Origin of the sequence: Thermosipho globiformans (assembly GCF_003990895.1) — a bacterium.
GTDB classification, from domain to species: domain Bacteria; phylum Thermotogota; class Thermotogae; order Thermotogales; family Fervidobacteriaceae; genus Thermosipho; species Thermosipho japonicus.
Genome location: NZ_BHXD01000001.1, coordinates 72,294 through 98,156, shown reverse-complemented (window position 1 = coordinate 98,156; position 25,863 = coordinate 72,294). Strand labels below are relative to the sequence as shown.

The window sequence follows — 25,863 nt, the reverse complement described above, 5'->3', positions numbered from 1 at the left end:
TATTATAACAATTTTATATTCCAAAAAAGGAGCCACTTATAAAAATTTACAGCTAAATATTAACAATGAGAAATAATTCTCGTTATCTCACACTTTAAATCTCAAAATATTATAAACATGCCAAAAAATTACTATACAAATGTTACAGAACAATTAAGATAAACCTTTGTATGGTATAATATTTAAGAATGAAAGAGAACTTTTTTGGAGGTGAAGATGTGAAAAAATTCTACATTACAACGCCTATATACTATGTAAATTCCGAACCACATATTGGAAGTGCATATACTACAATTATTGGAGACATTATAGCAAGATATAAAAGATTAATGGGACATGAAGTATTCTATTTAACTGGTACTGATGAGCATGGTCAAAAAATAATGCAAGCTGCTAAAAAACAAGGGAAAAACCCTCAGCAACTTTGTGATGAACTTTCTGGAAAATTTGAGCAACTTTGGAAAGATTTAAAAATTACAAATGATTATTTTATAAGAACTACAGATGAAGATCATATAAAAACCGTACAATTTTTCGTTTCAAAAATGCTCGAAAATGGTGATATTTACAAAGGAAAATATAAAGGATGGTACTGCGTACCTTGTGAAACATATTGGAGTGAAGATGAGATAGAAAAAGATGAAAATAATAATCCAGTTTGTCCATCTTGTCATAGACCCTTAAATTTTGTAGAAGAAGAAAACTATTTCTTCAGACTTTCAAAATACACCGAACCTCTTTTAAAACACTTTAAAGAAAATCCAGATTTTGTTGAACCAGAATTTAGAAAAAATGAAATGTTAAAAATTCTAGAAGAAGGATTAAAAGACCTGTCTATAACAAGAACAACATTCGACTGGGGTATCCCAATGCCAAATGATCCCAAACATGTCATTTATGTTTGGGTTGATGCTCTTATAAATTATATTTCAGCAATAGGTTACGGAAAACATGAAGAAACTTTCAAAAAATGGTGGCCTGCAGATTTACACCTTATTGGAAAAGAAATTAATAGATTCCATAGTCTTATATGGCCTGCAATGCTAATGTCTGTTGGACTTCCTTTACCAAAAAAAATATTTGCTCATGGTTGGTTAACAGTTAATGGTCAGAAAATAAGCAAATCACTTGGCAATGCCATAGATCCAAGGGAATTTGTCAAAAAATATGGAAATGATGTAATAAGATATTATCTTGCAAGAGACATCGTCTTTGGAAAAGATGGAGATTTTTCTGAAGAAAACTTAGTCAATAGATTAAACTCGGATCTTGCAAATGACTATGGTAATCTACTCCATAGAACACTTGCAATGGTAGTTAAAAACTTTGATTCAAAAATTCCTTCACCTTCTTCTTTAAATGACTCAGATAAAGAGCTAATTGAAAAATTTAAGAATCTAAAAAAAGAATATACTGAATACATGGAAAGTTACAAATTAACAAATGCCCTAGAAAGTGTTTGGAGCTATATAAGGGATGTAAATAAATATTTCGATGAAAACAAACCTTGGGTACTTGCAAAAGAAGGAAATAAAGAAAGATTAGGAACTATTCTATATAATACTCTAGAAGCATTTATTAAAATCGCTTCTTTATTACTTCCATTTATGCCAGATTCTTCAACAGAAGTTTTTAGAAGGTTAGGGCAAGAGTTTAATCCTGAATTTGTACTAAACACAGAATGGGAGTCTCTTAAATCAGGTGTAAATGTAATACATGAAAAGCCACTATTCCAAAAGATAGATATAAAAAACATTCAAAAAGTTGGAGAAAAAAAGCCCAAGCAGGAAATGCCTGAAAATACAATAGAACTTATTTCAATTGAAGATTTTAAAAAGGTAGATTTGCGTGTAGCAAAAGTTGTAGAAGCCGAAAAAGTTAAAAAATCAGAAAAGTTACTAAGATTAATTGTCAATCTTGGAGAGCTTGGTAAAAGACAAATAGTAGCAGGTATTTCAAAATTTTATGCACCAGAACAGTTAATTGGCAAAAAAATAATAGTTGTTGCAAATTTAAAACCTGCTAAACTAATGGGAATAGAATCTCAAGGAATGTTACTCGCTGCAAAAATAAATGATAACTTAACTATTTTAACAGTCGACAAAGATATAGATGAAGGCGCGAAAATTTCTTAGTGGAGGGACTTAAATGGAAATATATAGACCTATAGAAGAGGAATTAAAAGAATCCTATTTAAGCTATTCAATGAGCGTAATTATTGGAAGGGCTATTCCAGATGTACGCGACGGGTTGAAACCCGTTCAAAGAAGAATTTTATATAGTATGTACGAACTTGGAGTAACACATAATAAACCATTTAAAAAATCCGCACGTATTGTCGGTGAAGTAATGGGTAAATATCATCCTCATGGTGATGCTGCAATCTACGATACTATAGTTAGAATGGCACAAGACTGGACGATGCGATATAAACTTATTGATGGTCAGGGAAATTTTGGTTCCATTGATAGAGATCCTCCAGCTGCAATGAGGTACACCGAAGCAAGACTTGCAAAGATTGCGGAAGAATTGCTTGAAGATATTGATAAAGAAACTGTTAATATGACTGATAATTTTGATGGGAGTTTAAAAGAGCCTGAAGTATTACCATCAAAATTCCCAAATTTACTTGCAAATGGATCAACAGGAATTGCAGTTGGAATGACAACAAATATTCCACCTCATAACATAACAGAACTTGTAAATGCTTTGATTGCATTAATAAAGAATCCTGAAATTTCTATTGAAGAACTTATGAACTTTATACCTGGCCCTGATTTTCCAACCGGTGGAGAAATTATCGGAAAAGCTGGAATTAGGGAAATGTACACCACCGGAAAAGGTAGTTTTACTATCCGTGGAAAGGTACATGTAGAAGAAAAAAAGAAAAAGAAAAATATTGTTATAACAGAAATTCCTTTCAACATAAGCAAAGCTGATTTAATAAAGAAAATAGTTGAGTATGCGGAAAAATCAAGTCTTCCAATTAAAGATATTAGAGATGAATCCGATAAGGAAGGACTTAGAATAGTTATTGAAATACCGAATGATACTAACGAAGAAATTATAATCAACAATTTGTATAAACATACCCAACTACAAAGTTCATTTCATTCACAACTCTTAGTTATAGACAAAGAGAAGAAACCTGTTCTGATGAATCTAAAAGAATTAATGTGGGCTTTTGTAGAACACAGATTTGAGGTCGTAAGAAGAAGAGCTCAATATTATTATAAACAATACTCTAAAAAAGCCCATATTTTAGAAGGGCTAATTAAAGCTTCAAGATCAATTGACACTATTATTTCAGTGATTAGAAATAGTGAAGATCAAAACAGTGCTATACATGAATTAATAGATATGTTTAACTTTACTGAAACACAAGCAAAAGCAATCGTCGATCTAAGACTTGGAAGATTAACTAAACTTGAAATCTCAAAATTAATTGATGATTACAACGATCTTGTAAATAAGATGAAAATCGAAAAAGAATTAATAGAAAATGATCAAAAAGTGTATGAAAAAATAATTGAAGAACTTGAAGCTATTAAAAGTGAATATGGAGATAGCAGAAAAAGTATAATATTAGATCATGAAGAAAGAAAAATAGAATTCAATGAATTAGAACTTATTCCAGATAAAGAAGTAGTTTTATCGCTTACAAAAAAAGGCTACTTAAAAATGATGAGCCTTGATACATTTAAAACTCAAAGACGTGGCGGAAAAGGCGTTACAGGCTCAAATTTAATGGCTGATGATGCTATAATGGAGATTATTTATACTCATCTACATGGAAAAACTTTATTCTTTACATCATATGGAAAGGTATATATTTTAAACAACTATCAAATAGAGGAAAATTCAAGGACAAGCCGTGGAAGACAAATAGCAAAATATTTAAATATTGGGCAAGATGAAAAAATTCTCACAATGCTTCCTGTAGATAACTTTGAAGGTGAATTATTCTTTGTAACAAAAAATGGTAAAGTTAAGAGAACTTCGCTTAAAGAGTTTGAAAATATAAACTCAAGAGGAATGAAAGCAATAACATTCGATGGTGATGATTTGCTTGTTTCTGTACAAAAAATTGACAATCCAGACCAAACGATATTAATTGCAACAAAAAATGGATTGTGTATTAGATTTCCAATTTCTGAAGTTAGGACAATGGGAAGAAGCGCAATGGGTGTTATTGGAATAAGGCTTTCAAATGATGATGTTGTGGTAAGTTCTTCTCTTTTAATGGACGATGAACATTATCTTTTGACTGTAACAAGTAAAGGATATGGAAAGTTAACTGAAACTTCTCAGTATAGAATCCAAAAGCGTGGTGGCCTTGGTATAAAAAATATTTCGGACGTCTCTAAAGCTGGGCATATTGTAGGTGTGACCCATGTTTTAGGAAACGAAAACATGATGATCTTTACAAAAAACGGTATGACTTTAAAAATTAATTTAGACAGTTTAAGACCTCTTGGAAGAGTCACAAAAGGAGTAAAATTAGTTAATCTATCCGAAGGTGACCAAATAGCAGACTTTGCTGTTATAAGAGGCGAGGATGATGTATAGGGAAATTGACCATACAGCAGATATTGCATTTGAAATAGTGAATGATACATTTTTAGGTCTGCTGGAAGATATCTTAAGAATAATCCATGATACATACAAGGTAGAAAATATAAATTGTAACATAACTAAAGTTCAGGAATATGATATAAAAGAAAATGAAGATGGCATATTTGATATTGTAAATGATTGGATTGCAGCTATAGAATTAGGATATTTTCCAGTAAAGATTGAAAAAGATAAAAAATACAAAACTACTTTTTGCTCATACAGCAAGGTAGAAGGCGAAACTTTTAAAGCACTTACGTATCACAATCTAAAAATTCAAAAAAAAGATAATAAGCTTTCAATAAAGGTGGTGTTTGATATATGAAAGAACTAACAAATCGTCAAAAAATGGTTTTAGATTTTATCACTAGTTACATTCAACAAAATGGTTATTCACCATCAATTAGAGATATTGCTAAACATTTTAAATTAACTCCTAGAGGTGCACATATACATGTTTTAGCCTTAGAAAAAAAAGGCTATATAACAAGAAATCCTAAAAATTCAAGGTCAATTTCTCTTGTTAAAAGGCCAGAAACAGTGTCAATACCTGTTAAAGGAAAGATTTCAGCAGGGCATGGAATTGAAATGTTTGAACTAGTAGATGAAGAAATAGAAATACCAGTCAGAATGATTAAAGGATATGGAAATTATTTTGCATTAAGAGTTGAAGGAACGAGTATGATAGAAGCACATATAATAGATGGAGATTATGTTATCCTTAAAAAGCAATATAGGATTCCAAATGGCCAAATAGCAGCCGTAGTTTTTGACAATAAAGTCACTTTAAAAAGGTTTTATCATAAAAATGATAAGGTGGAACTTGTACCGGAAAACAGCAGTATGTCTCCTATAATTTGTGATGCAAAAGATGTTAAAGTAATAGGAAAACTTGTTGGGGTTATAAGAATATATTAAGGGGGTGAATCATATGTACGAAGTTACTAAATTAGAAAATATTCCAGTTATCAAAATAACAGGAGAAATTGATATTTCAAATGCTTACGAAATGAAACAATTTATCCATGAAAATATCTTAAATAACGGAGAAAAGTATTGTATTTTGGACCTTTCACACTTAAAATACATTGATAGTTCTGGACTTGGAATTCTTGTAGGCCTCCACAAGAGCTTCAAACTTCAAGGCGGGGAAATTGTACTTGTTAATATGAATGAGAATATTAAAAATCTTTTAAAACTTACTAGTTTAGATAGAGTGTTAAATATAAAAGATACACCTAAAGATGCTATAGATTTTCTAAAAAATTAATAGGAGGGGAAAAAATGAAAATTGCAATAGGTTCAGATCATGCAGGTTTTGAGCTAAAAAACAGACTTGTAGATTATTTATCTAAAAAAGGAATTGAGATTATAGATGTAGGGACAAATAGTACCGAAAGTGTGGATTACCCTGATTATGCAAAAGAAGTAGGAAAAGCTGTTGTAAATAAGGATGCTGATTTTGGAATACTCATATGTGGAACTGGCATTGGAATGTCAATTGCCGCAAACAAAATTAAGGGAATAAGAGCCGCTCTTTGTATGATACCTGAAATGGGAAAACTTGCAAGAAATCATAATAATGCAAACATATTGGTCCTTCCTGGAAGATTAATAGGATTCGAACTTGCAACATGGATTGTGGAAGAATTTTTAAATGCAGATTTTGAGGGTGGGAGACACGAAAGAAGAGTAAATAAAATAGCAAAACTTGAAGAGTAAGGAGGTATTTTAATGCTAAAAGAAAAGATAATGCAAGATCTAAAACAAGCTATGAAAGAAAAAAACGAGATTAAAGTTAGAGTACTTAGGCTCTTAAATTCCGCTATAAAAAACTTTGAAGTAGAAAAAATAGGAGAAGCAAGTGACGAAGAAATTGAAAAATTAATATTAAAAGAAATGAAAAAAAGGCAAGAATCAATTGAAGCATATAAAAAAGCTAATAGGGAAGATTTAGCAAAAGAAGAAGAACAAGAATTAGAAGTTTTAAAAGAATATGCTCCAAAAATGTTAAGTGAAGATGAAATTAGAAAAATGGCCAAAGAAATCATTGAAGAATTAAACGCTACTCAAAAAGAGTTTGGTCTTGTTATGAAAAACTTAATGGCAAAAGTTAAAGGAAAAGCTGATGGTTCAATTGTAAATAAAATTGTAAAGGAACTTCTTCAATGATACTTTCAATCTTTTTACCAAACTTTGGATGTAAAAGCAGATGCATTTTTTGTAATCAATATACAATGACGGGCAAAAAAATGCCGACAAAAAAAGAGTTAATTAATACTCTTTCTTTTTTTCTTGACAAATCACCAGAAGAAATTGCCTTTTATGGGGGAACATTTACTGCAATCCCCCTTGAAAAGCAAAAAGAATTAATTGCTCTTGTTAGAAAATTTTATCCTGACACTCCTATACGAATTTCTACTAGACCTGATGAACTAGATTATGAAAACTTAAAATTTTTAAAGCAAAATAATGTCAAAACTGTGGAAATTGGTATACAAAGCATGTTTGATGATGTTCTTTCTGCCGCAAATAGAGGGCATAGTAGAAAAGACAACTTAAACGCAGTAAATTTGCTAAAAGAATTTGGTTTTGAAATTTCCGCTCACTTAATGATAGGACTTTTAAATGACAATATAAAAAAAGACTTACTATCAATACAAGAACTTTTAAATCTTGGAGTGAAGTTGTTTAGAATTCATCCTACAATTATTTTTAAAAATACAGAACTTGAAAAATTATATTTAGAAGGAAAATATTCTCCATTAACATTAGATGAAGCGGTAAACATTGCATCAGAAATGTTATTGTTAATTTATCAGTATGAGGCTAAAGTAATTAGACTTGGATATTTTGTACCAGAAAACCAAAAAAATCAAATAGTAGCAGGACCATATCATCCATCTTTTGGAGATATGACAAAATCAAAGGCAATGAATAAAATTATTACAAGGTTAAATATAAAAAAAGTTAAATACCCTAAAAAGTTTGAAAGCTGGTTCAATTCATATGATAATAAAGGTTTAAAAATTGAAAAATCGTTGTCTGAATCTAATGAGCTTTTTTTTGATCAACTCTCTTTAAAAGAGGCATCTAAACGTAGCTTTAGAAGGGAGTTATTGGATTGATTGAAAAATTTAAAAAATTAACTGTTCAAGGTTCACACGAAATTGCAGAATGGATACTTGAAAATATTAAAAATATTGATGATAAAGAGCCCATCTTAAAGGATATGATAAAATTAAAACCTGAAATGCAGGTTATTAAATGGATATATAAGATGATTAAAGAAAATAACGATATAAAAGATATAAAAGAAATACTTGATACAACTTTTGATAATACTATTAAAAATGCCAAAAAATTTTTAAATTTTGACGCAAAAGTAATGACAATAAGTAATAGTAAAACTTTAGAATGCTTTTTCAAAACTCATAGAAAAAAATTAAAAATTTATATACCTGAATCAAATCCAGGTGGAGAAGGAAAAATACTGTACAAGAATCTATTAAACTACAAGAAAAATGTGTATCTTATTAACGATTTTGAAGTTCACAGGTATATAGTAAATTGTGATTATGTAATAATTGGTGCTGACAGTGTAGGAGAAAACGGCGTTATAAATAAAGTGGGATCAAAACTTCTAGCTATACTTTCAAAAAGTTTTAATATACCACTTTTTGTAATTGCTGATCAAACAAAATTTACTAAAACTGTGTCAGAAAGAGAAAAAATCTTTGAAATTGTTCCAAACAATTTAATAACAGCAATCATTAGTGGGTGAAATATGTTTATCTTAAAAAAGAAGAAAAAAGATAAATTAAGTTTTTCAATTGCTTTTGTGAAAAATTTTGAAAATTTAAAGACAATCATAAAGTCTCTTAAAAAGCAAAAGATTGATGAAGTTTTTTTTATAATAGATAAAAATATAGAAAAAGATCACACTAAAACCATTAAAAAACTAATAAAAAGCAGCTTCAAAAATTATTCCATAATTTCAAAAAACTTTCAAAAATTCTCAAAAAATGTTACAAAAGTTGAAAGGTTAAACGTTTTTGAGTTAAGAAAATTGCAAAATAAAAAGAAAATACTTTATTCTCAGCAATCAATACTATCTTGGAAAATTCCTCAAATGTTTCCATTTTATACAATAGCTTTTGAAGATAATACATTGTACTTTTGTGCTCCCATTCCACTAACTAAAGATTCAAGTGGCTTTCTATTAAGAAAGAAAATGGTAAGTGACTTTATATTTAATATTACCTTGGACTTAAAAATATTAGATGAAATATTTTAGGAGGATGATTTAATGTTTAGACTAAGATTTGCTCCAAGCCCTACTGGATATCTTCATGTTGGAGGTGCAAGAACTGCATTATTTAATTGGATGTTTGCTCGAAAAAACAATGGAAAGTTTATAATCAGAATTGAAGATACAGATACAGAACGTTCTAAAAAAGAATATGAAGAAAAAATATTAAATGCTCTTAAATGGCTTAAGATTGATTGGGATGAAGGTCCAGATGTTGGAGGAAACTTTGGACCTTATCGTCAAAGTGAAAGAATCGATATTTACAAGAAATATGTTAATATCCTTATTAGCGAAAAAAAGGCATATTATTCAGTCTATCATGATAAAGAAGAAGTTGAACAATCTTATGAATTTCCTGAAAAATATGCAAACAAAGAGAGTTTCTCCATTGTTGTAAAATTTAAGGTTCCAAAACAAGGAACTACAACCTTTAATGATCTGTTAAAAGGTAAAATGACATTTGACAACAATCTTGTAGACGATTTTATTATAATAAAATCAAATGGATTTCCAACGTATAACTTTGCTGTTGTAGTTGATGATCACTTAATGGAAATATCTCATGTATTTCGAGGAGAAGATCACCTTTCAAACACGCAAAAACAAATAATGATATATAATGCTTTTAATTGGCAGAATCCTGTTTTTATGCATATTCCATTAATTCTTGGAAATGATAGAACTCCACTTAGTAAAAGGCACGGGGGCACTTCTGTTGATTTCTTTAAAGAAAATGGATTTTTAAATAAAGCTTTGCTAAATTATCTTGCAATTCTTGGATGGAGTACTTCAGAAGAAATATTTGATGTTCATGAAAAAATTAATGAATTCGATCCATTCAAAATATCAAATAAATCAGTAATTTTTGATTATAAAAAACTTGAATGGGTTAATGGTCAACATCTAAGAAAAATTGATATAGAAATTTTAATAAATGAATTCTTAAATTATTTAAAAGACAAAAATATCTCCTTAGAACATAACAGCAAAAATTATATTAAAGAAGTACTTTTAATATGTAGAGAAAAGGTAAATACACTAGATCAACTAAAAGAAATTTCTATTCCATTCTTTTTTGATGACTATAGCTATGAGGATATGTATATTAAGAAATTTCTATTAAATGAAAACGCAGAAAAAATTTTAAAAACCGCTCTAGAAAGATTTGAAAAACTGCAAAATTACACAATTCAAAACGTAGAAGAAGCACTAAGAAACATTTCAAGCGAACTTGAAATAGGAACCAAAAGAGTATTTCAAACTATTCGTGGAGCTCTACTTGGAAAATTAGTAACTCCCGGCTTATTTGAATCAATTGTAGTTTTAGGAAAAGAAAAAACTCTCAAAAGACTCCAAAAAACTTTAGAATTAAGGGAGAAATATGAGGTATAAATTAGTTTTTTCAATCTTTTTATCCTTTTTTCTAATACTTGTATTTTTTCTTTTCAAAATTCAAGTTATTGAACATTCACAACATAAAGCCTTTATTAATTCATTAATGCAAAAAACTATATTAACAAAAGGAAACCGTGGAACTATTCTTGATAGAAACGGTATTAAAATTGCTTGGAGCAAAAAAATTCCATATATAGAATATAACAACAACATTGATATAGAATCTTTAAAACCTTATTTAACCGATAAGCAGATACTTGATCTAATAAGTTCTGGAAAAGCTTATCTAGACAATTATCAAATATATGAGCTTGAAAAACTTGGATTATATATACATTACGAGGAAAAAAGATTCTATGTACCTGAAGCCTTCCACATAGTAGGATATGTCAACTCACAAGGAATTGGAAGTTCTGGAATAGAGAAAACATATGACAGTTTATTACAGGGAAAAATTGGTAGTGAATTAATTTTTTCCAGTCCTTCAGGAAAGGTTAAACAAAGAATAATTCAAACTGAGCCAGAAAATGGGGAAGATATAACTTTAACTCTAGATCTTAATTTACAAAAATACATTTATAACGAAATGAAAAAAATTAACAACCCAGGCGCTGTAATAGTAGAAAATGTTAAAAATGGTGAAATTTTAGCTTTAGTTTCATACCCAAACTTAGAAGAAAATTTTTACGATATTGACAAATTCACCTGGCAAAAGATAATAAACGATCCATTAAATCCTCTCTTAAATAGAGCTACAATGGGACTTTATTCTCCAGGTTCTGCAATAAAACCACTAATTGCGATTGCCTATCTTTTATCAGAAAGTACTCCAGCTACTTTAAATTGTACTGGAAGATATGAATATAAATCAAGTTCTGGAAAAACCATTGCAATCTTCAATGATTGGCTTTTAAGCGGTCATGGGGAAACAGATCTAATCAAAGCTCTCAGAGTCTCCTGTAATGTATATTTTTATACAATTGCATTAGAACTAGGAATTGATAAAATTAAAAGTGTAGCAGATATCTTTAAAATTTCCGATTTAACTAAAATTGATATTGAAGAAAAATCTGGAATATTTCCTTCCAGAGAATGGAAAGAAAAGTATTTTAAAACTATTTGGTATCCTGGAGATACAATATTAACAGGTATAGGCCAAGGTTATATACTTTTAACACCATTAGAAATTTTAAATTTCTATACAACAATTGCAAATAATGGTAAAACTCCAAAACCACATTTATTAAAATCAGAAGAAGTCGAATATACTAATGAAGTATCTTTGCCAGATAAAATATGGTCCACAATCAAAGAAGGACTTCTTGAAGTTACCACTTACAATGATGGAACCTTGAAAAACCGTGGAACTGCATATTTAAGCTTTAAAGACGCACCATACAAAATTGCTGGTAAAACAGGGACCGCGGAAGTTAGCAAAAGCAAAAAAGCACATTCATGGTTTGCAGGATTTGGTCCAATAGAGGATCCAACATACTCTGTAGTCGTAATGTTTGAAAATGGAGGAAGTGGTTCTGAGATGGCTGCACCTTTTGCAAGAAAAGTCTTTGATTATTTATTAAAAGGAGTTGAAAGTAATGAATAAGCTTGATTTGGCAATTAATATAGCTAAAAGTGCTGGATATTATATATTTCAATACTGGGGAAATGTAGATAATGTATATGAAAAAGAAAATTTTCAGGACCTTGTTACTGACTACGATAAGAACGCTCAGAATATGATAATTTCAAAAATAAAAAAATTTTTTCCAGAAGATGGGTTTATAGCAGAAGAAGGCAACCTTTATGAAAAAAGTAAAAATCTTTGGATAATAGATCCAATAGATGGAACTATAAATTACATACACGGTCTACCAAATTTCGGTGTTTCTATAGCATATTTTGAAGAAAAAAAACCAATTTTTGGAGTTGTTTTTAATCCATTTACTGAAGAACTATTTGTTGGAATAAAAAGTGAAGGTTCATTTTTAAATCATTCAAGACTAAAAATTACAAAAAATATAACTTTAAAAGAAAGTATTGGAAGTACAGGATTTCACAAAAACTTTACAGGTAAATTTATTTCAAATGTCGAAAACAAGGTCCAAAGAATAAGGATAATAGGAAGTGCAGCTCTCTCTGCTTGTTATGTTGCTGCAAATAAATTTGATTTTTTTGTTGCAAAAAGAGCAAATTCATGGGATATAGCAGCCGCTTATATAATTGTCAAGGAAGCAGGTGGAAAAATAATCAATTTCGATGGAAATTCTCCAAAATTATTTTCTAAAGATAGTTATATCTTTTCAAATCCAAGTATATCTGACAAAATTCTAGAATTAATTAAAAAACAGGAGGGGGATCTATGAAATTAATCGAATCTGTTCCAAATTTTAGTGAAGGTAGAAGAGAAGAAGTTGTAAGAGAAATAATTGAACAAGCTCAAAAGTACGAAAGAGTAAAGATCCTAGATTGGTCAATGGACTTTGATCACAACAGATCGGTTGTAACTCTCGTAGGAGAACCTGAAGAAATTGAAAATGCAATTTTTGATATGGTAAAAAAAGCAACTGAACTTATTGATTTAAGAAGTCATAGTGGGGAACATCCAAGAATGGGGGCAACTGACGTTATACCTTTTATTCCAGTAATGAATACAACTATGCAGGAATGTATAGAACTTTCTAAAAGAGTAGGTGAAAGAATAGGTAAAGAGTTGAACATTCCAGTTTATTTATATGAAAAATCTGCAACTTCACCTGATAGAGAAAACCTTGCAAAAATAAGAAAAGGGGAATTTGAAGGATTTTTCGAAAAAATAAAGGATCCAAAATGGAAGCCTGATTTTGGACCCGAACAAGTTCATCCATCAGCTGGTGTTGTAGCAGTCGGTGCAAGGGAATATCTAATTGCCTTTAATGTAAATCTTGGAACAAACGATATAAAAATTGCAGACAAAATTGCAAAAGCAGTGAGACATATAAGTGGTGGATTTAGATATGTAAAAGCTATAGGAATTGAACTAAAAGAAAAAGGTATTGTGCAAGTTTCTATGAATCTTACTAATTACAAAAAATCACCAATATTTAGAGTGTTTGAAACAATAAAAAGAGAGGCACAAAGGTATGGTGTACCAGTCTTAAACTCCGAAATAATTGGAATGATACCTTTAAAAGCTGCTATTGAAACAATGAAATGGTATCTCCAACTTGACGATTTTGATGAAGAAAGAGTCATAGAAAACAAAATTTTAAATACATTTTTTGAATAAGCCCAAAATCCCCCGAATTTCACGGGGGATTTTTAATATGTTCAATAAATATGAAAAAATAGCAAATAATTAAAAAATTGTTATTCTAAATATAACATTTTAAAAGTGAAATTTTTTACTTTTAGTGATATAATAATGTTGGGATGGTATTATAAAATAGGAGGTGGCCATGTTGGCAGTTTGTGAAAAACATGTCGAGCTCTACAAAGAGCTGGATGCTTATATTGAGGAACTAAAAGGAAAAAAAGGTATTTTAATTAATGTTCTCCACAAAGCACAGGAACTTTTCGGCTGGCTTCCCCAAGAAGTTCAAGACCATGTTGCTAAAAAACTCAACATTCCTCCTTCAGTAGTCTACGGTGTTGTAACATTCTATAATTTCTTTTCCACAAAACCAAAAGGAAAACACCAAATAAAAATTTGTCTTGGAACGGCCTGTTACGTCAAAGGCGGTGACAGAGTCATGGAAAGGTTCTTAAGTGAACTCGGTGTTGAAGAATCAGAAGTCACAAAGGATGGTAAATTTTCAGTTCATGGCGTAAGATGCCTTGGTGCATGTAGTATGGCACCTGTTGTACTTGTTGGTGAAAAAGATTTCTATGGAAAAGTTACACCTGACATGGTTCCAGGGATAATTAAAAAGTACAAAGGGGAGGGGTAATAATGGGTAAAATAAAAAGTTTAGAAGAACTTATGAAAATCAAAGAAAATACATTAAAAAATGTAAAAATGCGTGAAGAAGGAAAAAGAGGAAGAATAATAGTTGCAATGGGGACTTGTGGAATTGCTGCCGGTGCTAAAGATACTTTAAAAGCAATTGTTGAAACATTAAGTGAGCTAAATATAGATGATATATCAGTTGTTCAATCTGGTTGTATGGGACTTTGTGAAGTTGAACCAACAATAAAGGTTGAACTTGATGGTGAAGTTCCAGTAATATATGGACACGTTACTCCAGAAAATGCAAAGAGGATAATTAAATCCCATATTGTTGCAGGAGAACAAGTTGGAGAATTAATAGTAAAAAGAGGAGAAGAATAAGGAGGTTTGAAAATAATGCCTTTAACTACCAATACAATACTTATTTGTGCTGGTGGTGCTTGTATTTCCGCTGGTGAAGAAAGTGTAAAAGATGTTCTCGAAAGAAAGATAAAAGAATACAATCTTCAAGATACAATAAATATTGTCGAGACTGGTTGTATGGGTGCATGTAGTTTAGGTCCAATTATGGTAATTCATCCAGAAGGTGTTTACTATCAAAAATTAACTCCTGAAGCAGCTGAAAAAATCGTTGAAGAACACCTACTTAAAGGAAGAGTAGTAGAAGAATATTTATACAAAGGTGATAAGGGAAAAATAGTTCCACAACCACAAAAAGAGATCCCATTCTTTTCAAGACAGGTTAAAGTTGCTACAAGAAATGTCGGTATTATAGATCCTTTAAATATAGATGAATACATCGCACGCGACGGTTATTTTGCGCTTCACAAAGCCTTAAAAGAGATGACACCAGAACAAGTAATTGAAGTTGTAAAGGAAAGTGGTCTTAGAGGTAGAGGTGGAGCTGGCTTTCCAACAGGACTAAAATGGGAATTTGCAAGAAAATCACCAGGTGATGAAAAATATATGATCTGTAACGCCGATGAAGGTGACCCAGGCGCATTCATGGATAGGTCAATCCTTGAAGGAGATCCTCATTCAATAATTGAAGCAATGACAATCGCTGCATATGCAATTGGTGCTACAAAAGGATTTGTTTACGTTAGAGCTGAATACCCAATTGCAATTGAAAGACTTACAGTAGCATTAAATCAAGCTAGAGAATATGGCTTTTTAGGTGAAAATATCCTTGGAACAGATTTCTCATTTGATATAGAAATTAGAATTGGTGCTGGTGCTTTTGTATGTGGTGAAGAAACAGCTTTAATGCATTCAATTGAAGGAAAAAGAGGTCAACCAAGAGTTAAACCACCATTCCCAGCACAAAAAGGGCTTTGGGGAAAACCAAGTAATATAAACAACGTTGAAACCCTTGCTTGTGTTCCACCAATTATATATCATGGGCCTCAATGGTTTAGACAATGGGGAACTGAAAAATCTCCAGGAACTAAGGTCTTTGCATTAGCAGGTAAGGTTAAAAATACCGGACTTGTTGAAGTTCCAATGGGGATCACTTTAAGAGAATTAATATATGAAATTGGTGGTGGATCACCAACTGGTAAAAAAATTAAAGCAGTTCAAACTGGTGGACCAAGCGGTGGTGTTATACCAGAAGAATATTTTGACACTCCAGTAGATTATGAATCATTACAACAACTTGGTGCAATAGTTGGTTCTGGTGGTATGATAGTCCTTGATGAAGACGATTGTATGGTTGACGTTGCAAAATTTTTCCTCGAGTTTACCGTTGATGAATCATGTGGAAAATGTACACCTTGTAGAGAAGGAACAAAGAAAATGTATGAAATCTTGGATAAAATAACAAAAGGTGAAGGAACTGAAGAAGACATAGAAATATTAGAAAATCTTGCCAATGTAATCAAAGATTCATCACTCTGTGGTCTTGGACAAACTGCACCAAATCCAGTTCTATCAACTCTTAGGTATTATAAAGATGAGTATCTTGCACATGTCAGAGACAAAACTTGTCCGGCAAAGAAATGTAAAGATTTAATTAGCTATGTAATCAATCCTGAAAAATGTGTTGGTTGTACAGCATGTGCTAGAGTATGTCCAGTAAATGCTATCAACGGAGAAGTCAAAAAAGTTCACGAAATTGATCAGGATGCTTGTGTAAAATGTGGAAGCTGTATTGAAGTATGTAGATTTGGGGCAATTAGTAAAGTAACTCCTGCTGTGCAATAAAATTTTGGGATAAAGGGGGTCGCGCTTTATGCTCGCAAAGGAAGAAATTAAAAAAATAGTTCAAGAAGCTAAAAATGAGCGTTTGGAAGAACAAGATATTTTGATATATATTTTGCATAAAATCCAAGAAAAGATTGAAAACAACTATATACCAGAATATGCTGCTGAAGTCGTCAGTGAAGAATTAAAAATACCAACTTCAAAGATATATGAGGTATTAACTTTTTATTCGATGTTTTCAATCAAAAAAAGAGGAAAATATGTAATAAGAGTATGTACAAGTCTACCTTGCCATGTTGCAAATGGAAGAGAAATTATAAACACATTAAAAGAAGAATTAAAGATCGACTTTAATCAAACAACAAGTGATGGTCTTTTTACACTGGAAGAATCTGGATGTTTGGGACTGTGCGGTGTTTCCCCAGTTATTATGATTAACAATGAATATTATGGTGATCTCACCCCCCAAAAAGTCAGAGAAATTATTAACAATCTCAAAGGGGGTGAAACTTTATGAAGCCAATAACAATCCTTGTATCAGTTGACAGTAATAGTATTCTGTTAGGTGCAAAAGAATTTGTCAAAGTTTTTAAAAATCTAATCGAAGAATTTAATCTATCTAATTTGGTTGAAGTTTTAGAAACTGGAACCATGGGAAATTACTCAGGAGTTACAGTTGCAATCATGCCAGATAATGTTTATTACAGCGTTAGTTCAATATCCGATGTAAAGAAAGTATTTGAAGAACACATATTAAAGGGTAGAAAAGTCCTTGATCTTGAAATATCACCAAACGAACTAATATCTAAAAAAGAAAGCATTACAAAAGAGTATAAGATAGTTACTAGAAACATTGGAAAAATTGATCCAAAAAACATTGATGAATATATTGCAAATGACGGTTATTTTGCACTCGCAAAGGCATTATCAATGAAACCTGAAGAAATAATCAATGAAATTAAAGAAAGTGGACTTAGAGGAAGAGGAGGAGCAGGTTTTCCAACCGGATTAAAGTGGGAATTTGCATATAAAACAGATGCAGATCAAAAGTACATTGTTTGTAACGCCGATGAAGGTGAACCAGGAACGTATAAAGATAGATTAATAATGGAAGGTGACCCTCATAGCGTTATTGAAGCAATGATAATTGCTGGCTATGCTGTTGGTGCAACAAAAGGTTATATCTACATTAGAGGAGAATACTATGGTTCCATTGAAAATGTTAAAAAGGCTATAAATGATGCATACGAATATGGATTTTTAGGTGAAAACATACTCAATAGCGGTTTTAATTTTGATCTTTCAATACGTCTAGGTGCAGGTGCATACATTTGTGGAGAAGAAACTGCATTGCTTGAATCAATTGAAGGGCATGCTGGAAGACCTAGGTTAAAACCCCCATTTCCACCTCAAAAGGGGTTATTTGGAAAACCAACGGTAATTAATAATGTAGAAACTCTTGCCAATGTACCACAAATAATTCTTAATGGCGCTGAATGGTTCAAGCAAATTGGAACAGAAAATTCACCTGGAACTAAGGTGTTCTGTTTTGCAGGTAATTTAAATAATAGAGGAATTGTTGAACTACCAATGGGTGTTACCGTAAAGGAACTTCTAATATATGCTGGTGGAATTTCTGGTGGCAAACTTAAAATGGTACAAACTGGCGGAATTGCCGGTACCTTTATAGATGAGAGCAAATTAGATGTTCCACTTGATTATGATTCATTCGCAAAATACGGTGTAAGCCTTGGCTCTGGAGTCATACTAGGTGTTAATGATTCACATTGTGTTGTTGATATTGCTAAAAACGTAATGGAATTTTTCAGGCATGAGTCATGTGGAAAATGTACACCTTGTAGAGAAGGAACAAAAATTGCAGTAGAAATTCTTGAAAAAATGTCAAAATTTGAAGCAACTATGGATGATTTAGAACACTTGATTGAAATATCAAATGTAGCAAAAGAAGCAGCTTTGTGTGGTTTGGGTCAAAGCTTCCCCGTGCCATTACTTTCATTAATAAATAACTTTAAAGAAGAGTTTGAAATGCATATAATTGATAATGTCTGTCCAGCTAACCTATGTAAGAAAGTCGAAAAGAAAAAATCAAGAAAATTAACCATCTAAAATAAGATTCATTTCAAAATAATGCATGGCTTCGAGTATTCGAAGCCATGTTATTTAAAAAATAAGATTAAAAATTGTTTTTACACATATCATACAAAAAGTTTTAAATGTTAATAAAAACAAAACGCCCACTACTAAAAGTGGGCGTCTTTATTTATCTTCTTTCTTTTTTACCTCTTTTTTTATCAAGTCTTCTTCTGTATTCAGAAAGCTTTCTATCACTATCTTTCATAAACTTTGCAAGCTTTTTTTCAAAATCATTGTTTACTTTCTTTTCCTCACTTTTTCCTTCACTGCTGTTAGCTGAAGCATCTTTTAGAGTTAATTCCCATTTCCCATCTCTAGTTTTTCCTACAATTTTACCTTCAACTTCTTGTCCAACTGATAAGTGATCGCTCACTGCCTTAACATATGTAGGTGCAATCTTTGAAATATGTACAAACGCCTTTTCTCCATCCTCTAGCTCAACGTTAGCTCCAAACTTTAGTATCTCCACTACTTTTCCCTTTACTACTTGCCCAACTTCCATACACGCAAAACCTCCCTATGGTTTAAAAAAATAATTTGGGAGCTAATGCTCCCCGCATTATAATTACATTAATCCAAATTATATTTTTTCTTGAACTTTTCAATTCTTCCTTCTGTATCAACTATCATTCCTGCTGCGCCTGCACCTTTGTAGAATGGGTGGCAACTTGAACAAACATCAATTCTTACATTTTCTTTTGCACTGTAAAATTTGTGTTCTGCTCCACAAGCACATTTTACTGTTATCAATTTCATCTCTGGGTGAATTCCCTTTTTCAATTTACTCACCTCTCCTAGTTATTTTATCATTTTTATCATTAGTATTATACCACATAAATCATTTATGTAAAGCTTACGTATTATCTTTAAGTAAAATTTTTATTAACATATTTTCCACTGATTTTAACAATCCTTTTCTTGGTAACGAATCAACACTTGCAATCATATCTGTAGCAGCTTTTGGATCTACTTCTTCATTAATTATTCTTTTCTTCTTACCTTCAACTATCAAACTTTCAATCTTTCCCAAAAAACTTTCATATTTTTCCCTAGCATTTTTCCAATTTTCTTGATCAATAACCTTTGTCTTCTCACGTCGTAAAAGATCAGAAATTGCTTTCTTACTTGTCAAAAAATCAATATACCTTTTCAAGAAATTTTTTATCCTTGCAACATATGAAGAGTCATTCTCTTCCACTCCAAATAATTCGTTTTCCAACTCTTCAATAGATTTAATCCACACTTCTTCAAAAAGTGCTTCTTTACTTGGGAAGTAATAATAAATTAAAGATTTTCGCACACCTGCAAGCTGTGCGATTTCATCAATGCTTACAGCATCATATCCTTTTTCTGAAAACGCTTTTTTAGCAGCTTCTAAAATCAATCCCTTCGTATTTTTCCTTGCCATTAATACACCTCTTAAATGCGGGGAATATTCCCCGCATGAATTATAATTCTAACTTTTTATCAACTTTGAGTGCTTCTTCTTTATTTGCATATCTCTTCATTCTTGTCTCATAGTTGTAAATTCCTCTATTTACAGGGTATCTTTCGACATAACCATGTTCGTACCACAGTTTATCTGCATATTGTTTCCATTCTTCGGCAAGTTTATCTATCTCAGGTGCTAATTCAGTAATTACTTTTTCTGATCCTTCATGTTGTGGAATTGCATCAAAATGTTTTACCATTGCTCTAAATACTTTTGGATTATCAATAATTGGACATGGTCTGAAAAGATTATTAGAGAATGGAATCATCCTCTTATATGCTTCAAAGAATGGAGATTTAAATATTTCAAGCAATGTTTTTTCTCTTATACTATCTTTTGCAAATTGTTGGAAAACACATGGTTCAACATAACCCTTTGCATTCACGTGAAAGTATTTTGAACCAGCTGATAAACATCCATGTGTTAAGAAACCGTGGTTCCAAAAATCTGCAACAAATGCAAATCTTCCACTTAATCTTACTTCATCTGTTTTAAAGAATCTCTCGTATCTTTGTTTTGGAGTTGGTACAAGATCCATAGTTGGATTCATACCAACTGGCATGAATTGGAATACCCATGCATATGCTACACCATTTTCAGCAAGAAAATCCCAGAATTCATCTTTCATTATAACATCGTGATTCTTTCTAGTAGCGGTAACACTTGCTCCAAATGGTACACCATATCTTCTAAGTCTTTCCCAAGTATTTTGAATTGCATTGAATACACCTTTTCCTCTTCTCCAATCTGTTTCTTCCTCAAATCCTTCAACTGAAATTGCTATAGTAGCATTTCCAAGTTCTGACAATTTTTTAGCTTTTTCTTCATTAATCAAAATTCCATTGGAGTAAATCATAAAGTAGTGTTGATCAAATTCCTCTAATATTTCAAGAAGGTGTGGCCAATAGAAAGGTTCTCCACCAGTAATAATCCAGAAGAAAATTCCAAGTTCTTCGCCTTGTTTTAATACACTTCTTACTTCTTCTTTAGAAAGCTCGTATTTTCTTCCATAAAGTCCTGCATAACATCCAATACAATTCAAATTACATGCATATGTAGGACTTATAACTCCAAGTTTTGGAAGAACAACTTTTTCCTTTTCCATGTTTTTTTGTCTCAAAGGTTCGCCAATTGCCCATTCATTAATAATAAGGTTGTTGATAATCTTTTCAGTACACTTTGGGCTTGACTTTTGGAAAATCTCTATCCACTTTTTGATCATAGGATGTTCTTCTTGAGCCATTAATCCTAACTTTTTCAAACCACTTTTTGCAGGTTCTTTACTCAAAGCTCCTACTGTAAACAATAACTTTGCAAAAGATTGAGTATCTGCTTTTCTCACAAATGAGTTAATCATTTTCCCCGCTTGCCTATAAATCATACCTTTTATTCCGCCTACAGCCATCCTAACACCTCCAATTTTTATTGACCGTTCAGTCAAATTTTACACCTATTTTCTTAATTTTTTGTTTCTTTAAGGTAACAATTTCGTTTTATGTTCTTCTTTTTTTAAAAAATGACTATAATTATAGTCAAGGAGGGGTTCCTTTTGAATTTAAAAAACAAAAATATTTACTATAGCATTGCCGAAGCAAAAGCAAAATTTTCAAAAGCAATAGATGAATCCCGTGAAAATAATGTAATTATAACCAAAAACGGAAAACCTGTTTCTGTAATCATAGACTTCGATAAATTTGAAAAGATAGTAAATTTCTTAGAAAATGTATGGGAATTATACTTACTTGAAATAGGTGATCCCTCAAAATTTAAAGATTTAAATATAAATGATCTTTTTTCTGATAATGATTAGGAGGTGTAAAAGATGGCAAAAGTTGAGTTAGAACACGTATGGAAGATCTATGATGGCAAAGTAGAAGCCGTAAAGGATGCAACATTCACAATAGAAGACAAGGAATTTGTAGTGCTCCTAGGTCCATCTGGTTGTGGAAAAACTACCACTTTGAGAATGATTGCAGGGCTTGAAGAAATTACAAAAGGTACATTAAAAATTGATGGTAAAGTTATGAATGATGTTGAACCAAAAGATAGAGATATTGCTATGGTTTTCCAAAATTATGCACTTTACCCACACATGACAGTATATGATAATATGGCATTTGGTTTAAAGCTAAGAAAAGTTCCTAAAGATGAAATTGATAGAAGAGTAAAAGAAGCTGCAAAAATTTTGGGAATTGAAGAATATCTTGATAGAAAACCAAGGCAACTTTCTGGTGGTCAAAGACAAAGAGTTGCTGTTGGTAGGGCTATAGTAAGAAATCCAAAAGTTTTCTTATTTGACGAACCTCTATCTAACCTTGATGCAAAATTGAGAACTCAAATGAGATCCGAATTAAAAAAACTGCACCATAGACTCGGAGCAACTATTGTTTACGTTACTCACGACCAAATTGAAGCTATGACAATGGCTGACAAAATTATAGTTATGAAAGATGGTGTAATTCAACAAATAGGTTCACCACACGAAATTTACAACAAGCCAGCAAACACATTTGTTGCTGGATTTATCGGTAGCCCTGCTATGAATTTTGTTAATGCAAAAATTATTAGAGAAAATGGCCTATGGATTAAATCAAGCGGATTAAGACTCAAAGTACCATCTCAATTTGAAGAAACTCTTGAAAAATATATTGATAAAGACATTATCTTTGGAATTAGACCTGAGAATATTTATGATAAGATGTTTGCTATGCTACCAAAAGAAGGAGAAAATACTGCAAGAGCTAAAGTTGATGTAGTTGAACCACTTGGTAGTGAAACTATATTACACCTTGTAGCAGGCGAAGATAAATTAGTTGCAGTTGTTGATCCTAAAACCGAGGCAAAAGAGGAACAAGAAATTGACTTGGTATTTGATATGAATACAATGCACGTATTTGATAAAGAAACAGGTAAAGCAATATTATAATAACTAATCAAACAATCCCCGGTGTTAAAACCGGGGATTTTGCTATTCAAATCTTTCATAAATTACATCTACATTCCTCAAATAATACTCAGGATTAAATATTTCATCAATTTCTTCCTGTGAAAATTTAAAATAGTTTTTTACTTCATCTCTAAATGAACTCTTATTTTCCCAGCATTTTAATGCTATTTGTTGTACTTCTTTATATGCTTCTTCTCTTGTATAGCCCTTTTCAACTAACTTTAAAAGAACTCTCTGTGAATAAACTAATCCTTTTGTTTTATCAATATTTCCAACTACATTATCTTCAAAAACTGTTAAGTTTTCAATTAGATAAATTGCTTTTTTTAACATATAAAATAAGGTCATTGTAATATCAGGAAACATGTATCTTTCAACAGATGAGTGAGAAATATCTCTCTCATGCCATAGAACAATATTTTCCAACGCACTATTTACATAACTCCTAATCACTCTTGACATCCCCGTAAGCCTTTCACAGAGTATTGGGTTCTTCTTATGCGGCATAGCTGATGAGCCTCTCTGACCTTTTTTGAAAGGTTCTTGTACTTCCAATGTTTCTGTCTTTTGAAGATGTCTAATTTCCACCGCTATTCTTTCTATAGCACCTGCAATTAATGCAAATACATTTATTAAATTTGCATGAATATCTCTTGGAATTACTTGAGTTGCTACTTTAATAGGCTTTAGAGAAAGATAAGAAAGTGCAAGTTTTTCAACTTCGGGATCAATATTTGCATAATTTCCTACAGCACCTGATAATTTACCTACGGAAATTTCATCCATAGCACTTTTTAGTCTTTCTATATTTCTTTCAATCTCTGCTGCCCATGAAAGATATTTTAAACCAAAAGAAGTTGGTTCAGCATGAACTCCATGAGTTCTTCCTATTGTTGGCAATTTTTTATATTCAAATGCTTTCTTTAATAAAATTTCACGCAGTTTTTCAAGTTCATCGTATATATATCTTGTAGCCCTTAAAAGTGCTAAACTATTTGCAGTATCCACTACATCAGAGGATGTAAGTCCAAAATGAAAGTACCTTGATTCATCGCCCATTTTTGATGTGGCAACTTTAATAAAAGCTATTACATCATGATCTACTACCTTTTCAGTTTCAAGTATTTCTTCTACATTTAGATATGAATTTTTCTTGGCTCTTTCATATGTACCCTTTGGTGCTATTTTAAGTTCCTCATATGCTCTAATAACAGCAAGTTCAACCTCAAGCCACCTTTTATACTGACTTTCCAACGTCCAATGACTTTTAAGTGGCTCTAGCGCGTATCTTTCAACCATTTTTTCACCCCCGCACAGCATTTTACACCTAAAGTATACCATTCAAATTCAAAAAAAATGAAAAATGGAAGTTAACCTTTACAAAAATTATTGTTTAGTATATAATATATATGCACAATTATACATATATACAATTAATTATAACTAAAGGAGGAGTTCTATGGATGAATCTATATACCAACTTTCTGAATTTTTTAAAATTTTATCTGATCAAACAAGATTAAAAATCCTGATTGCGCTTTCAAAAAAGGAATGTAGTGTTTCAGAACTACAAGAACTTTTGAACACTACACAATCTACGGTTTCTCATCAATTACGTATTTTAAGACAAACTAACCTAGTAAAATATTCTAAAGTCGGAAGGAGAGTATACTACAAACTTTATGATGAGCATGTAAAAACAATCATTAATTTTGCACTTGAACATCTTGAAGAATTTAAAGGAGGTAGCAATAATGCATAGTCATGACCATCATGGAAATTCAGACATTGTTGGAGTAAAATTACTATTTTCCGTTTTCTTTAATCTTGCAATTACACTATCGGAAATATTTGGAGGAATAATCTCAGGAAGTCTTGCTCTAGTTTCAGATGCATTACATAACTTAAGTGATACAGGCGCGCTTCTAACAAGCTACTTTGCAAGGAAAATTTCTAAAAAACCAAGAGATTTAAAATTCACATATGGTTATAAACGTGCTGAAACAATTGCTGCAATAATTAATACAACTATACTTCTTGCTATTTCTTTTTCATTAATTGTTGAAGGTATTAGAAAAATCATTCAACCTACTGAAATTAATACAAATATAATGCTTATTATTGCATATATTGGACTTGCCGGAAACTTACTTACTGCAATTTTACTCTTTTCACATAGTAAAGAAAACCTAAATCTTAAATCTTCTTTTCTCCATATTTTAAGTGATCTATTATCTTCAATTGCCATAATAATAACTGGTCATATAATGCAATTTTACAATTTATATATTTTAGATCCTATAATAACTTTCTTAATCTCTGCCTATATAATTATTGAATCACTTCACATTTTAAAAGATGCCATAACAATAACTATGCAGGCTGTGCCTGATGGTGTTAACCTTGAAAATATTAAAGATAAAATTGAATCTTTGCCATTCGTCAAAGATATGCATCATACTCATATATGGTCTCTTGACGGTAATAATCTTTTTATTGAATCTCACATAAAAGTTGTAGGAAAAGACTATGATAAATACTTAAAAGAGGTTAAAGATATTCTAAATAAAAATGGTATTTCACATTCTACAATACAAATAGAATCTGAATATTGTGACGATATCTGTATTGAAGAAAAAGATTAACTATGTTAAAATATCAAATAGAATCTGGGCGTAGTTCAGTTGGCTAGAACGCCAGAATCGGGATCTGGAGGTCGTGGGTTCAAGTCCCACCGCCCAGACCATCATTGTAAACCACGGGGTTGTAAGAAAACACGTTTTTATGGTACTTTAAGTACGTTACGATTGTGTAAATTA

28 protein-coding genes and 1 tRNA gene are annotated in these 25,863 nt (G+C 31.3%); 24 read left to right on the top strand and 5 right to left on the bottom strand.

What is annotated here, in order from left to right:
* Window positions 1–188: 188 nt before the first annotated feature.
* The 19 genes from metG to nuoF (EO083_RS00515) all read left to right on the top strand — a co-directional run bounded on the left by metG (window position 189) and on the right by nuoF (EO083_RS00515) (window position 18,578).
* On the top strand, window positions 189–2,135 hold the full coding sequence (metG, locus tag EO083_RS00605) for a methionine--tRNA ligase (RefSeq protein ID WP_206512266.1): 1,947 nt from the start codon (window positions 189–191) through the stop codon (window positions 2,133–2,135).
* A 13-nt stretch (window positions 2,136–2,148) separates the two neighbouring features.
* Window positions 2,149–4,569 carry a DNA gyrase subunit A gene (gene gyrA / locus EO083_RS00600; protein ID WP_126992292.1) on the top strand — a complete coding sequence of 807 codons (2,421 nt, stop codon included), beginning with the start codon at window positions 2,149–2,151 and terminating at the stop codon, window positions 4,567–4,569.
* Window positions 4,562–4,939, top strand: coding sequence for an archease (locus EO083_RS00595; protein ID WP_126992291.1), 378 nt, complete (start codon window positions 4,562–4,564; stop codon window positions 4,937–4,939). Before gyrA ends, EO083_RS00595 begins: the two co-directional genes overlap by 8 nt.
* Window positions 4,936–5,532: a transcriptional repressor LexA gene (gene lexA, locus EO083_RS00590; protein WP_126992290.1), complete on the top strand. Its 597-nt coding sequence runs from the start codon at window positions 4,936–4,938 to the stop codon at window positions 5,530–5,532. The genes EO083_RS00595 and lexA overlap by 4 nt, the downstream gene beginning before the upstream one ends.
* Before the next feature lie 13 nt (window positions 5,533–5,545).
* Window positions 5,546–5,884, top strand: coding sequence for an STAS domain-containing protein (locus EO083_RS00585; RefSeq protein ID WP_126992289.1), 339 nt, complete (start codon window positions 5,546–5,548; stop codon window positions 5,882–5,884).
* Window positions 5,885–5,898: 14 nt separating this feature from the next.
* The gene (gene rpiB, locus EO083_RS00580) at window positions 5,899–6,336 is read left to right on the top strand and encodes a ribose 5-phosphate isomerase B (protein WP_126992288.1); all 438 of its coding nucleotides are present in this window, start codon (window positions 5,899–5,901) and stop codon (window positions 6,334–6,336) included.
* A gap of 12 nt (window positions 6,337–6,348) precedes the next feature.
* Entirely contained in the window at window positions 6,349–6,786 is a 438-nt protein-coding gene (locus EO083_RS00575) for a GatB/YqeY domain-containing protein (RefSeq protein ID WP_126992287.1), read from the top strand.
* Entirely contained in the window at window positions 6,783–7,742 is a 960-nt protein-coding gene (locus EO083_RS00570) for an elongator complex protein 3 (protein ID WP_126992286.1), read from the top strand. The genes EO083_RS00575 and EO083_RS00570 overlap by 4 nt, the downstream gene beginning before the upstream one ends.
* Window positions 7,739–8,398 (top strand): eIF2B alpha/beta/delta subunit family protein, encoded by a 660-nt coding sequence (locus EO083_RS00565; RefSeq protein ID WP_126992285.1) that lies wholly within the window; start codon window positions 7,739–7,741, stop codon window positions 8,396–8,398. The genes EO083_RS00570 and EO083_RS00565 overlap by 4 nt, the downstream gene beginning before the upstream one ends.
* A gap of 3 nt (window positions 8,399–8,401) precedes the next feature.
* Window positions 8,402–8,911 carry a hypothetical protein gene (locus EO083_RS00560; RefSeq protein WP_126992284.1) on the top strand — a complete coding sequence of 170 codons (510 nt, stop codon included), beginning with the start codon at window positions 8,402–8,404 and terminating at the stop codon, window positions 8,909–8,911.
* 12 nt (window positions 8,912–8,923) lie between these two features.
* A complete protein-coding gene (gltX, locus tag EO083_RS00555) occupies window positions 8,924–10,318 on the top strand; it encodes a glutamate--tRNA ligase (protein ID WP_126992283.1) in 1,395 nt (464 codons plus the stop codon).
* Complete coding sequence (locus tag EO083_RS00550) at window positions 10,308–11,924, top strand: penicillin-binding transpeptidase domain-containing protein (protein WP_126992282.1); 1,617 nt, start codon at window positions 10,308–10,310, stop codon at window positions 11,922–11,924. Before gltX ends, EO083_RS00550 begins: the two co-directional genes overlap by 11 nt.
* Window positions 11,917–12,684, top strand: coding sequence for an inositol monophosphatase family protein (locus tag EO083_RS00545; RefSeq protein ID WP_126992281.1), 768 nt, complete (start codon window positions 11,917–11,919; stop codon window positions 12,682–12,684). Before EO083_RS00550 ends, EO083_RS00545 begins: the two co-directional genes overlap by 8 nt.
* Window positions 12,681–13,586 carry a glutamate formimidoyltransferase gene (gene ftcD / locus EO083_RS00540; protein WP_126992280.1) on the top strand — a complete coding sequence of 302 codons (906 nt, stop codon included), beginning with the start codon at window positions 12,681–12,683 and terminating at the stop codon, window positions 13,584–13,586. Before EO083_RS00545 ends, ftcD begins: the two co-directional genes overlap by 4 nt.
* A 169-nt stretch (window positions 13,587–13,755) precedes the next feature.
* On the top strand, window positions 13,756–14,247 hold the full coding sequence (locus EO083_RS00535) for an NADH-quinone oxidoreductase subunit NuoE family protein (RefSeq protein WP_184618609.1): 492 nt from the start codon (window positions 13,756–13,758) through the stop codon (window positions 14,245–14,247).
* Window positions 14,248–14,249: 2 nt separating this feature from the next.
* Window positions 14,250–14,627 carry a (2Fe-2S) ferredoxin domain-containing protein gene (locus tag EO083_RS00530; protein ID WP_126992278.1) on the top strand — a complete coding sequence of 126 codons (378 nt, stop codon included), beginning with the start codon at window positions 14,250–14,252 and terminating at the stop codon, window positions 14,625–14,627.
* A 15-nt stretch (window positions 14,628–14,642) separates the two neighbouring features.
* On the top strand, window positions 14,643–16,451 hold the full coding sequence (gene nuoF / locus EO083_RS00525) for an NADH-quinone oxidoreductase subunit NuoF (RefSeq protein WP_126992535.1): 1,809 nt from the start codon (window positions 14,643–14,645) through the stop codon (window positions 16,449–16,451).
* 28 nt (window positions 16,452–16,479) lie between these two features.
* The gene (locus EO083_RS00520) at window positions 16,480–16,968 is read left to right on the top strand and encodes an NADH-quinone oxidoreductase subunit NuoE family protein (RefSeq protein ID WP_126992277.1); all 489 of its coding nucleotides are present in this window, start codon (window positions 16,480–16,482) and stop codon (window positions 16,966–16,968) included.
* Window positions 16,965–18,578 (top strand): NADH-quinone oxidoreductase subunit NuoF, encoded by a 1,614-nt coding sequence (gene nuoF / locus EO083_RS00515; RefSeq protein ID WP_126992276.1) that lies wholly within the window; start codon window positions 16,965–16,967, stop codon window positions 18,576–18,578. The genes EO083_RS00520 and nuoF (EO083_RS00515) overlap by 4 nt, the downstream gene beginning before the upstream one ends.
* A 154-nt stretch (window positions 18,579–18,732) precedes the next feature.
* Here the strand turns inward: nuoF (EO083_RS00515) and EO083_RS00510 are convergent, their stop codons facing one another.
* From EO083_RS00510 to EO083_RS00495, 4 genes are all read right to left on the bottom strand, one after another.
* Window positions 18,733–19,107, bottom strand: coding sequence for a S1 RNA-binding domain-containing protein (locus EO083_RS00510; RefSeq protein WP_126992275.1), 375 nt, complete (start codon window positions 19,105–19,107; stop codon window positions 18,733–18,735).
* 68 nt (window positions 19,108–19,175) lie between these two features.
* Window positions 19,176–19,385 carry a 50S ribosomal protein L31 gene (gene rpmE, locus EO083_RS00505; protein ID WP_004102224.1) on the bottom strand — a complete coding sequence of 70 codons (210 nt, stop codon included), beginning with the start codon at window positions 19,383–19,385 and terminating at the stop codon, window positions 19,176–19,178.
* 73 nt (window positions 19,386–19,458) lie between these two features.
* Window positions 19,459–20,013, bottom strand: a complete 555-nt coding sequence (locus EO083_RS00500; RefSeq protein ID WP_126992274.1) for a TetR/AcrR family transcriptional regulator — start codon at window positions 20,011–20,013, stop codon at window positions 19,459–19,461.
* A gap of 40 nt (window positions 20,014–20,053) precedes the next feature.
* Window positions 20,054–21,502 (bottom strand): radical SAM/SPASM domain-containing protein, encoded by a 1,449-nt coding sequence (locus EO083_RS00495; protein WP_126992273.1) that lies wholly within the window; start codon window positions 21,500–21,502, stop codon window positions 20,054–20,056.
* A 144-nt stretch (window positions 21,503–21,646) separates the two neighbouring features.
* On the opposite strand from EO083_RS00495, the gene EO083_RS00490 reads away from it, so the two are divergent.
* Window positions 21,647–21,907 (top strand): type II toxin-antitoxin system Phd/YefM family antitoxin, encoded by a 261-nt coding sequence (locus EO083_RS00490; protein WP_126992272.1) that lies wholly within the window; start codon window positions 21,647–21,649, stop codon window positions 21,905–21,907.
* Window positions 21,908–21,919: 12 nt separating this feature from the next.
* Entirely contained in the window at window positions 21,920–23,023 is a 1,104-nt protein-coding gene (locus tag EO083_RS00485; RefSeq protein ID WP_126992271.1) for an ABC transporter ATP-binding protein, read from the top strand.
* 42 nt (window positions 23,024–23,065) lie between these two features.
* Here the strand turns inward: EO083_RS00485 and purB are convergent, their stop codons facing one another.
* Complete coding sequence (gene purB, locus EO083_RS00480; protein ID WP_126992270.1) at window positions 23,066–24,343, bottom strand: adenylosuccinate lyase; 1,278 nt, start codon at window positions 24,341–24,343, stop codon at window positions 23,066–23,068.
* A 160-nt stretch (window positions 24,344–24,503) separates the two neighbouring features.
* On the opposite strand from purB, the gene EO083_RS00475 reads away from it, so the two are divergent.
* The 3 genes from EO083_RS00475 to EO083_RS00465 all read left to right on the top strand — a co-directional run bounded on the left by EO083_RS00475 (window position 24,504) and on the right by EO083_RS00465 (window position 25,790).
* On the top strand, window positions 24,504–24,806 hold the full coding sequence (locus EO083_RS00475; RefSeq protein ID WP_126992269.1) for an ArsR/SmtB family transcription factor: 303 nt from the start codon (window positions 24,504–24,506) through the stop codon (window positions 24,804–24,806).
* Window positions 24,799–25,689 (top strand): cation diffusion facilitator family transporter, encoded by an 891-nt coding sequence (locus EO083_RS00470; RefSeq protein WP_126992268.1) that lies wholly within the window; start codon window positions 24,799–24,801, stop codon window positions 25,687–25,689. The genes EO083_RS00475 and EO083_RS00470 overlap by 8 nt, the downstream gene beginning before the upstream one ends.
* A gap of 24 nt (window positions 25,690–25,713) precedes the next feature.
* Window positions 25,714–25,790: transfer RNA gene (locus tag EO083_RS00465), tRNA-Pro, on the top strand.
* Window positions 25,791–25,863: the final 73 nt, after the last annotated feature.

Excerpts from the sequence above, each read along its gene's own strand:
- metG (WP_206512266.1), top strand. The coding sequence starts at position 189 with ATGAAAGAGAACTTTTTTGGAGGTGAAGATGTGAAAAAATTCTACATT.
- gyrA (WP_126992292.1), top strand. The coding sequence starts at position 2,149 with ATGGAAATATATAGACCTATAGAAGAGGAATTAAAAGAATCCTATTTA.
- EO083_RS00595 (WP_126992291.1), top strand. The coding sequence starts at position 4,562 with ATGTATAGGGAAATTGACCATACAGCAGATATTGCATTTGAAATAGTG.
- lexA (WP_126992290.1), top strand. The coding sequence starts at position 4,936 with ATGAAAGAACTAACAAATCGTCAAAAAATGGTTTTAGATTTTATCACT.
- EO083_RS00585 (WP_126992289.1), top strand. The coding sequence starts at position 5,546 with ATGTACGAAGTTACTAAATTAGAAAATATTCCAGTTATCAAAATAACA.
- rpiB (WP_126992288.1), top strand. The coding sequence starts at position 5,899 with ATGAAAATTGCAATAGGTTCAGATCATGCAGGTTTTGAGCTAAAAAAC.
- EO083_RS00575 (WP_126992287.1), top strand. The coding sequence starts at position 6,349 with ATGCTAAAAGAAAAGATAATGCAAGATCTAAAACAAGCTATGAAAGAA.
- EO083_RS00570 (WP_126992286.1), top strand. The coding sequence starts at position 6,783 with ATGATACTTTCAATCTTTTTACCAAACTTTGGATGTAAAAGCAGATGC.
- EO083_RS00560 (WP_126992284.1), top strand. The coding sequence starts at position 8,402 with ATGTTTATCTTAAAAAAGAAGAAAAAAGATAAATTAAGTTTTTCAATT.
- gltX (WP_126992283.1), top strand. The coding sequence starts at position 8,924 with ATGTTTAGACTAAGATTTGCTCCAAGCCCTACTGGATATCTTCATGTT.
- EO083_RS00550 (WP_126992282.1), top strand. The coding sequence starts at position 10,308 with ATGAGGTATAAATTAGTTTTTTCAATCTTTTTATCCTTTTTTCTAATA.
- EO083_RS00545 (WP_126992281.1), top strand. The coding sequence starts at position 11,917 with ATGAATAAGCTTGATTTGGCAATTAATATAGCTAAAAGTGCTGGATAT.
- ftcD (WP_126992280.1), top strand. The coding sequence starts at position 12,681 with ATGAAATTAATCGAATCTGTTCCAAATTTTAGTGAAGGTAGAAGAGAA.
- EO083_RS00535 (WP_184618609.1), top strand. The coding sequence starts at position 13,756 with ATGTTGGCAGTTTGTGAAAAACATGTCGAGCTCTACAAAGAGCTGGAT.
- EO083_RS00530 (WP_126992278.1), top strand. The coding sequence starts at position 14,250 with ATGGGTAAAATAAAAAGTTTAGAAGAACTTATGAAAATCAAAGAAAAT.
- nuoF (WP_126992535.1), top strand. The coding sequence starts at position 14,643 with ATGCCTTTAACTACCAATACAATACTTATTTGTGCTGGTGGTGCTTGT.
- EO083_RS00520 (WP_126992277.1), top strand. The coding sequence starts at position 16,480 with ATGCTCGCAAAGGAAGAAATTAAAAAAATAGTTCAAGAAGCTAAAAAT.
- nuoF (WP_126992276.1), top strand. The coding sequence starts at position 16,965 with ATGAAGCCAATAACAATCCTTGTATCAGTTGACAGTAATAGTATTCTG.
- EO083_RS00510 (WP_126992275.1), bottom strand. The coding sequence starts at position 19,107 with ATGGAAGTTGGGCAAGTAGTAAAGGGAAAAGTAGTGGAGATACTAAAG.
- EO083_RS00500 (WP_126992274.1), bottom strand. The coding sequence starts at position 20,013 with ATGGCAAGGAAAAATACGAAGGGATTGATTTTAGAAGCTGCTAAAAAA.
- EO083_RS00495 (WP_126992273.1), bottom strand. The coding sequence starts at position 21,502 with ATGGCTGTAGGCGGAATAAAAGGTATGATTTATAGGCAAGCGGGGAAA.
- EO083_RS00485 (WP_126992271.1), top strand. The coding sequence starts at position 21,920 with ATGGCAAAAGTTGAGTTAGAACACGTATGGAAGATCTATGATGGCAAA.
- purB (WP_126992270.1), bottom strand. The coding sequence starts at position 24,343 with ATGGTTGAAAGATACGCGCTAGAGCCACTTAAAAGTCATTGGACGTTG.
- EO083_RS00475 (WP_126992269.1), top strand. The coding sequence starts at position 24,504 with ATGGATGAATCTATATACCAACTTTCTGAATTTTTTAAAATTTTATCT.
- EO083_RS00470 (WP_126992268.1), top strand. The coding sequence starts at position 24,799 with ATGCATAGTCATGACCATCATGGAAATTCAGACATTGTTGGAGTAAAA.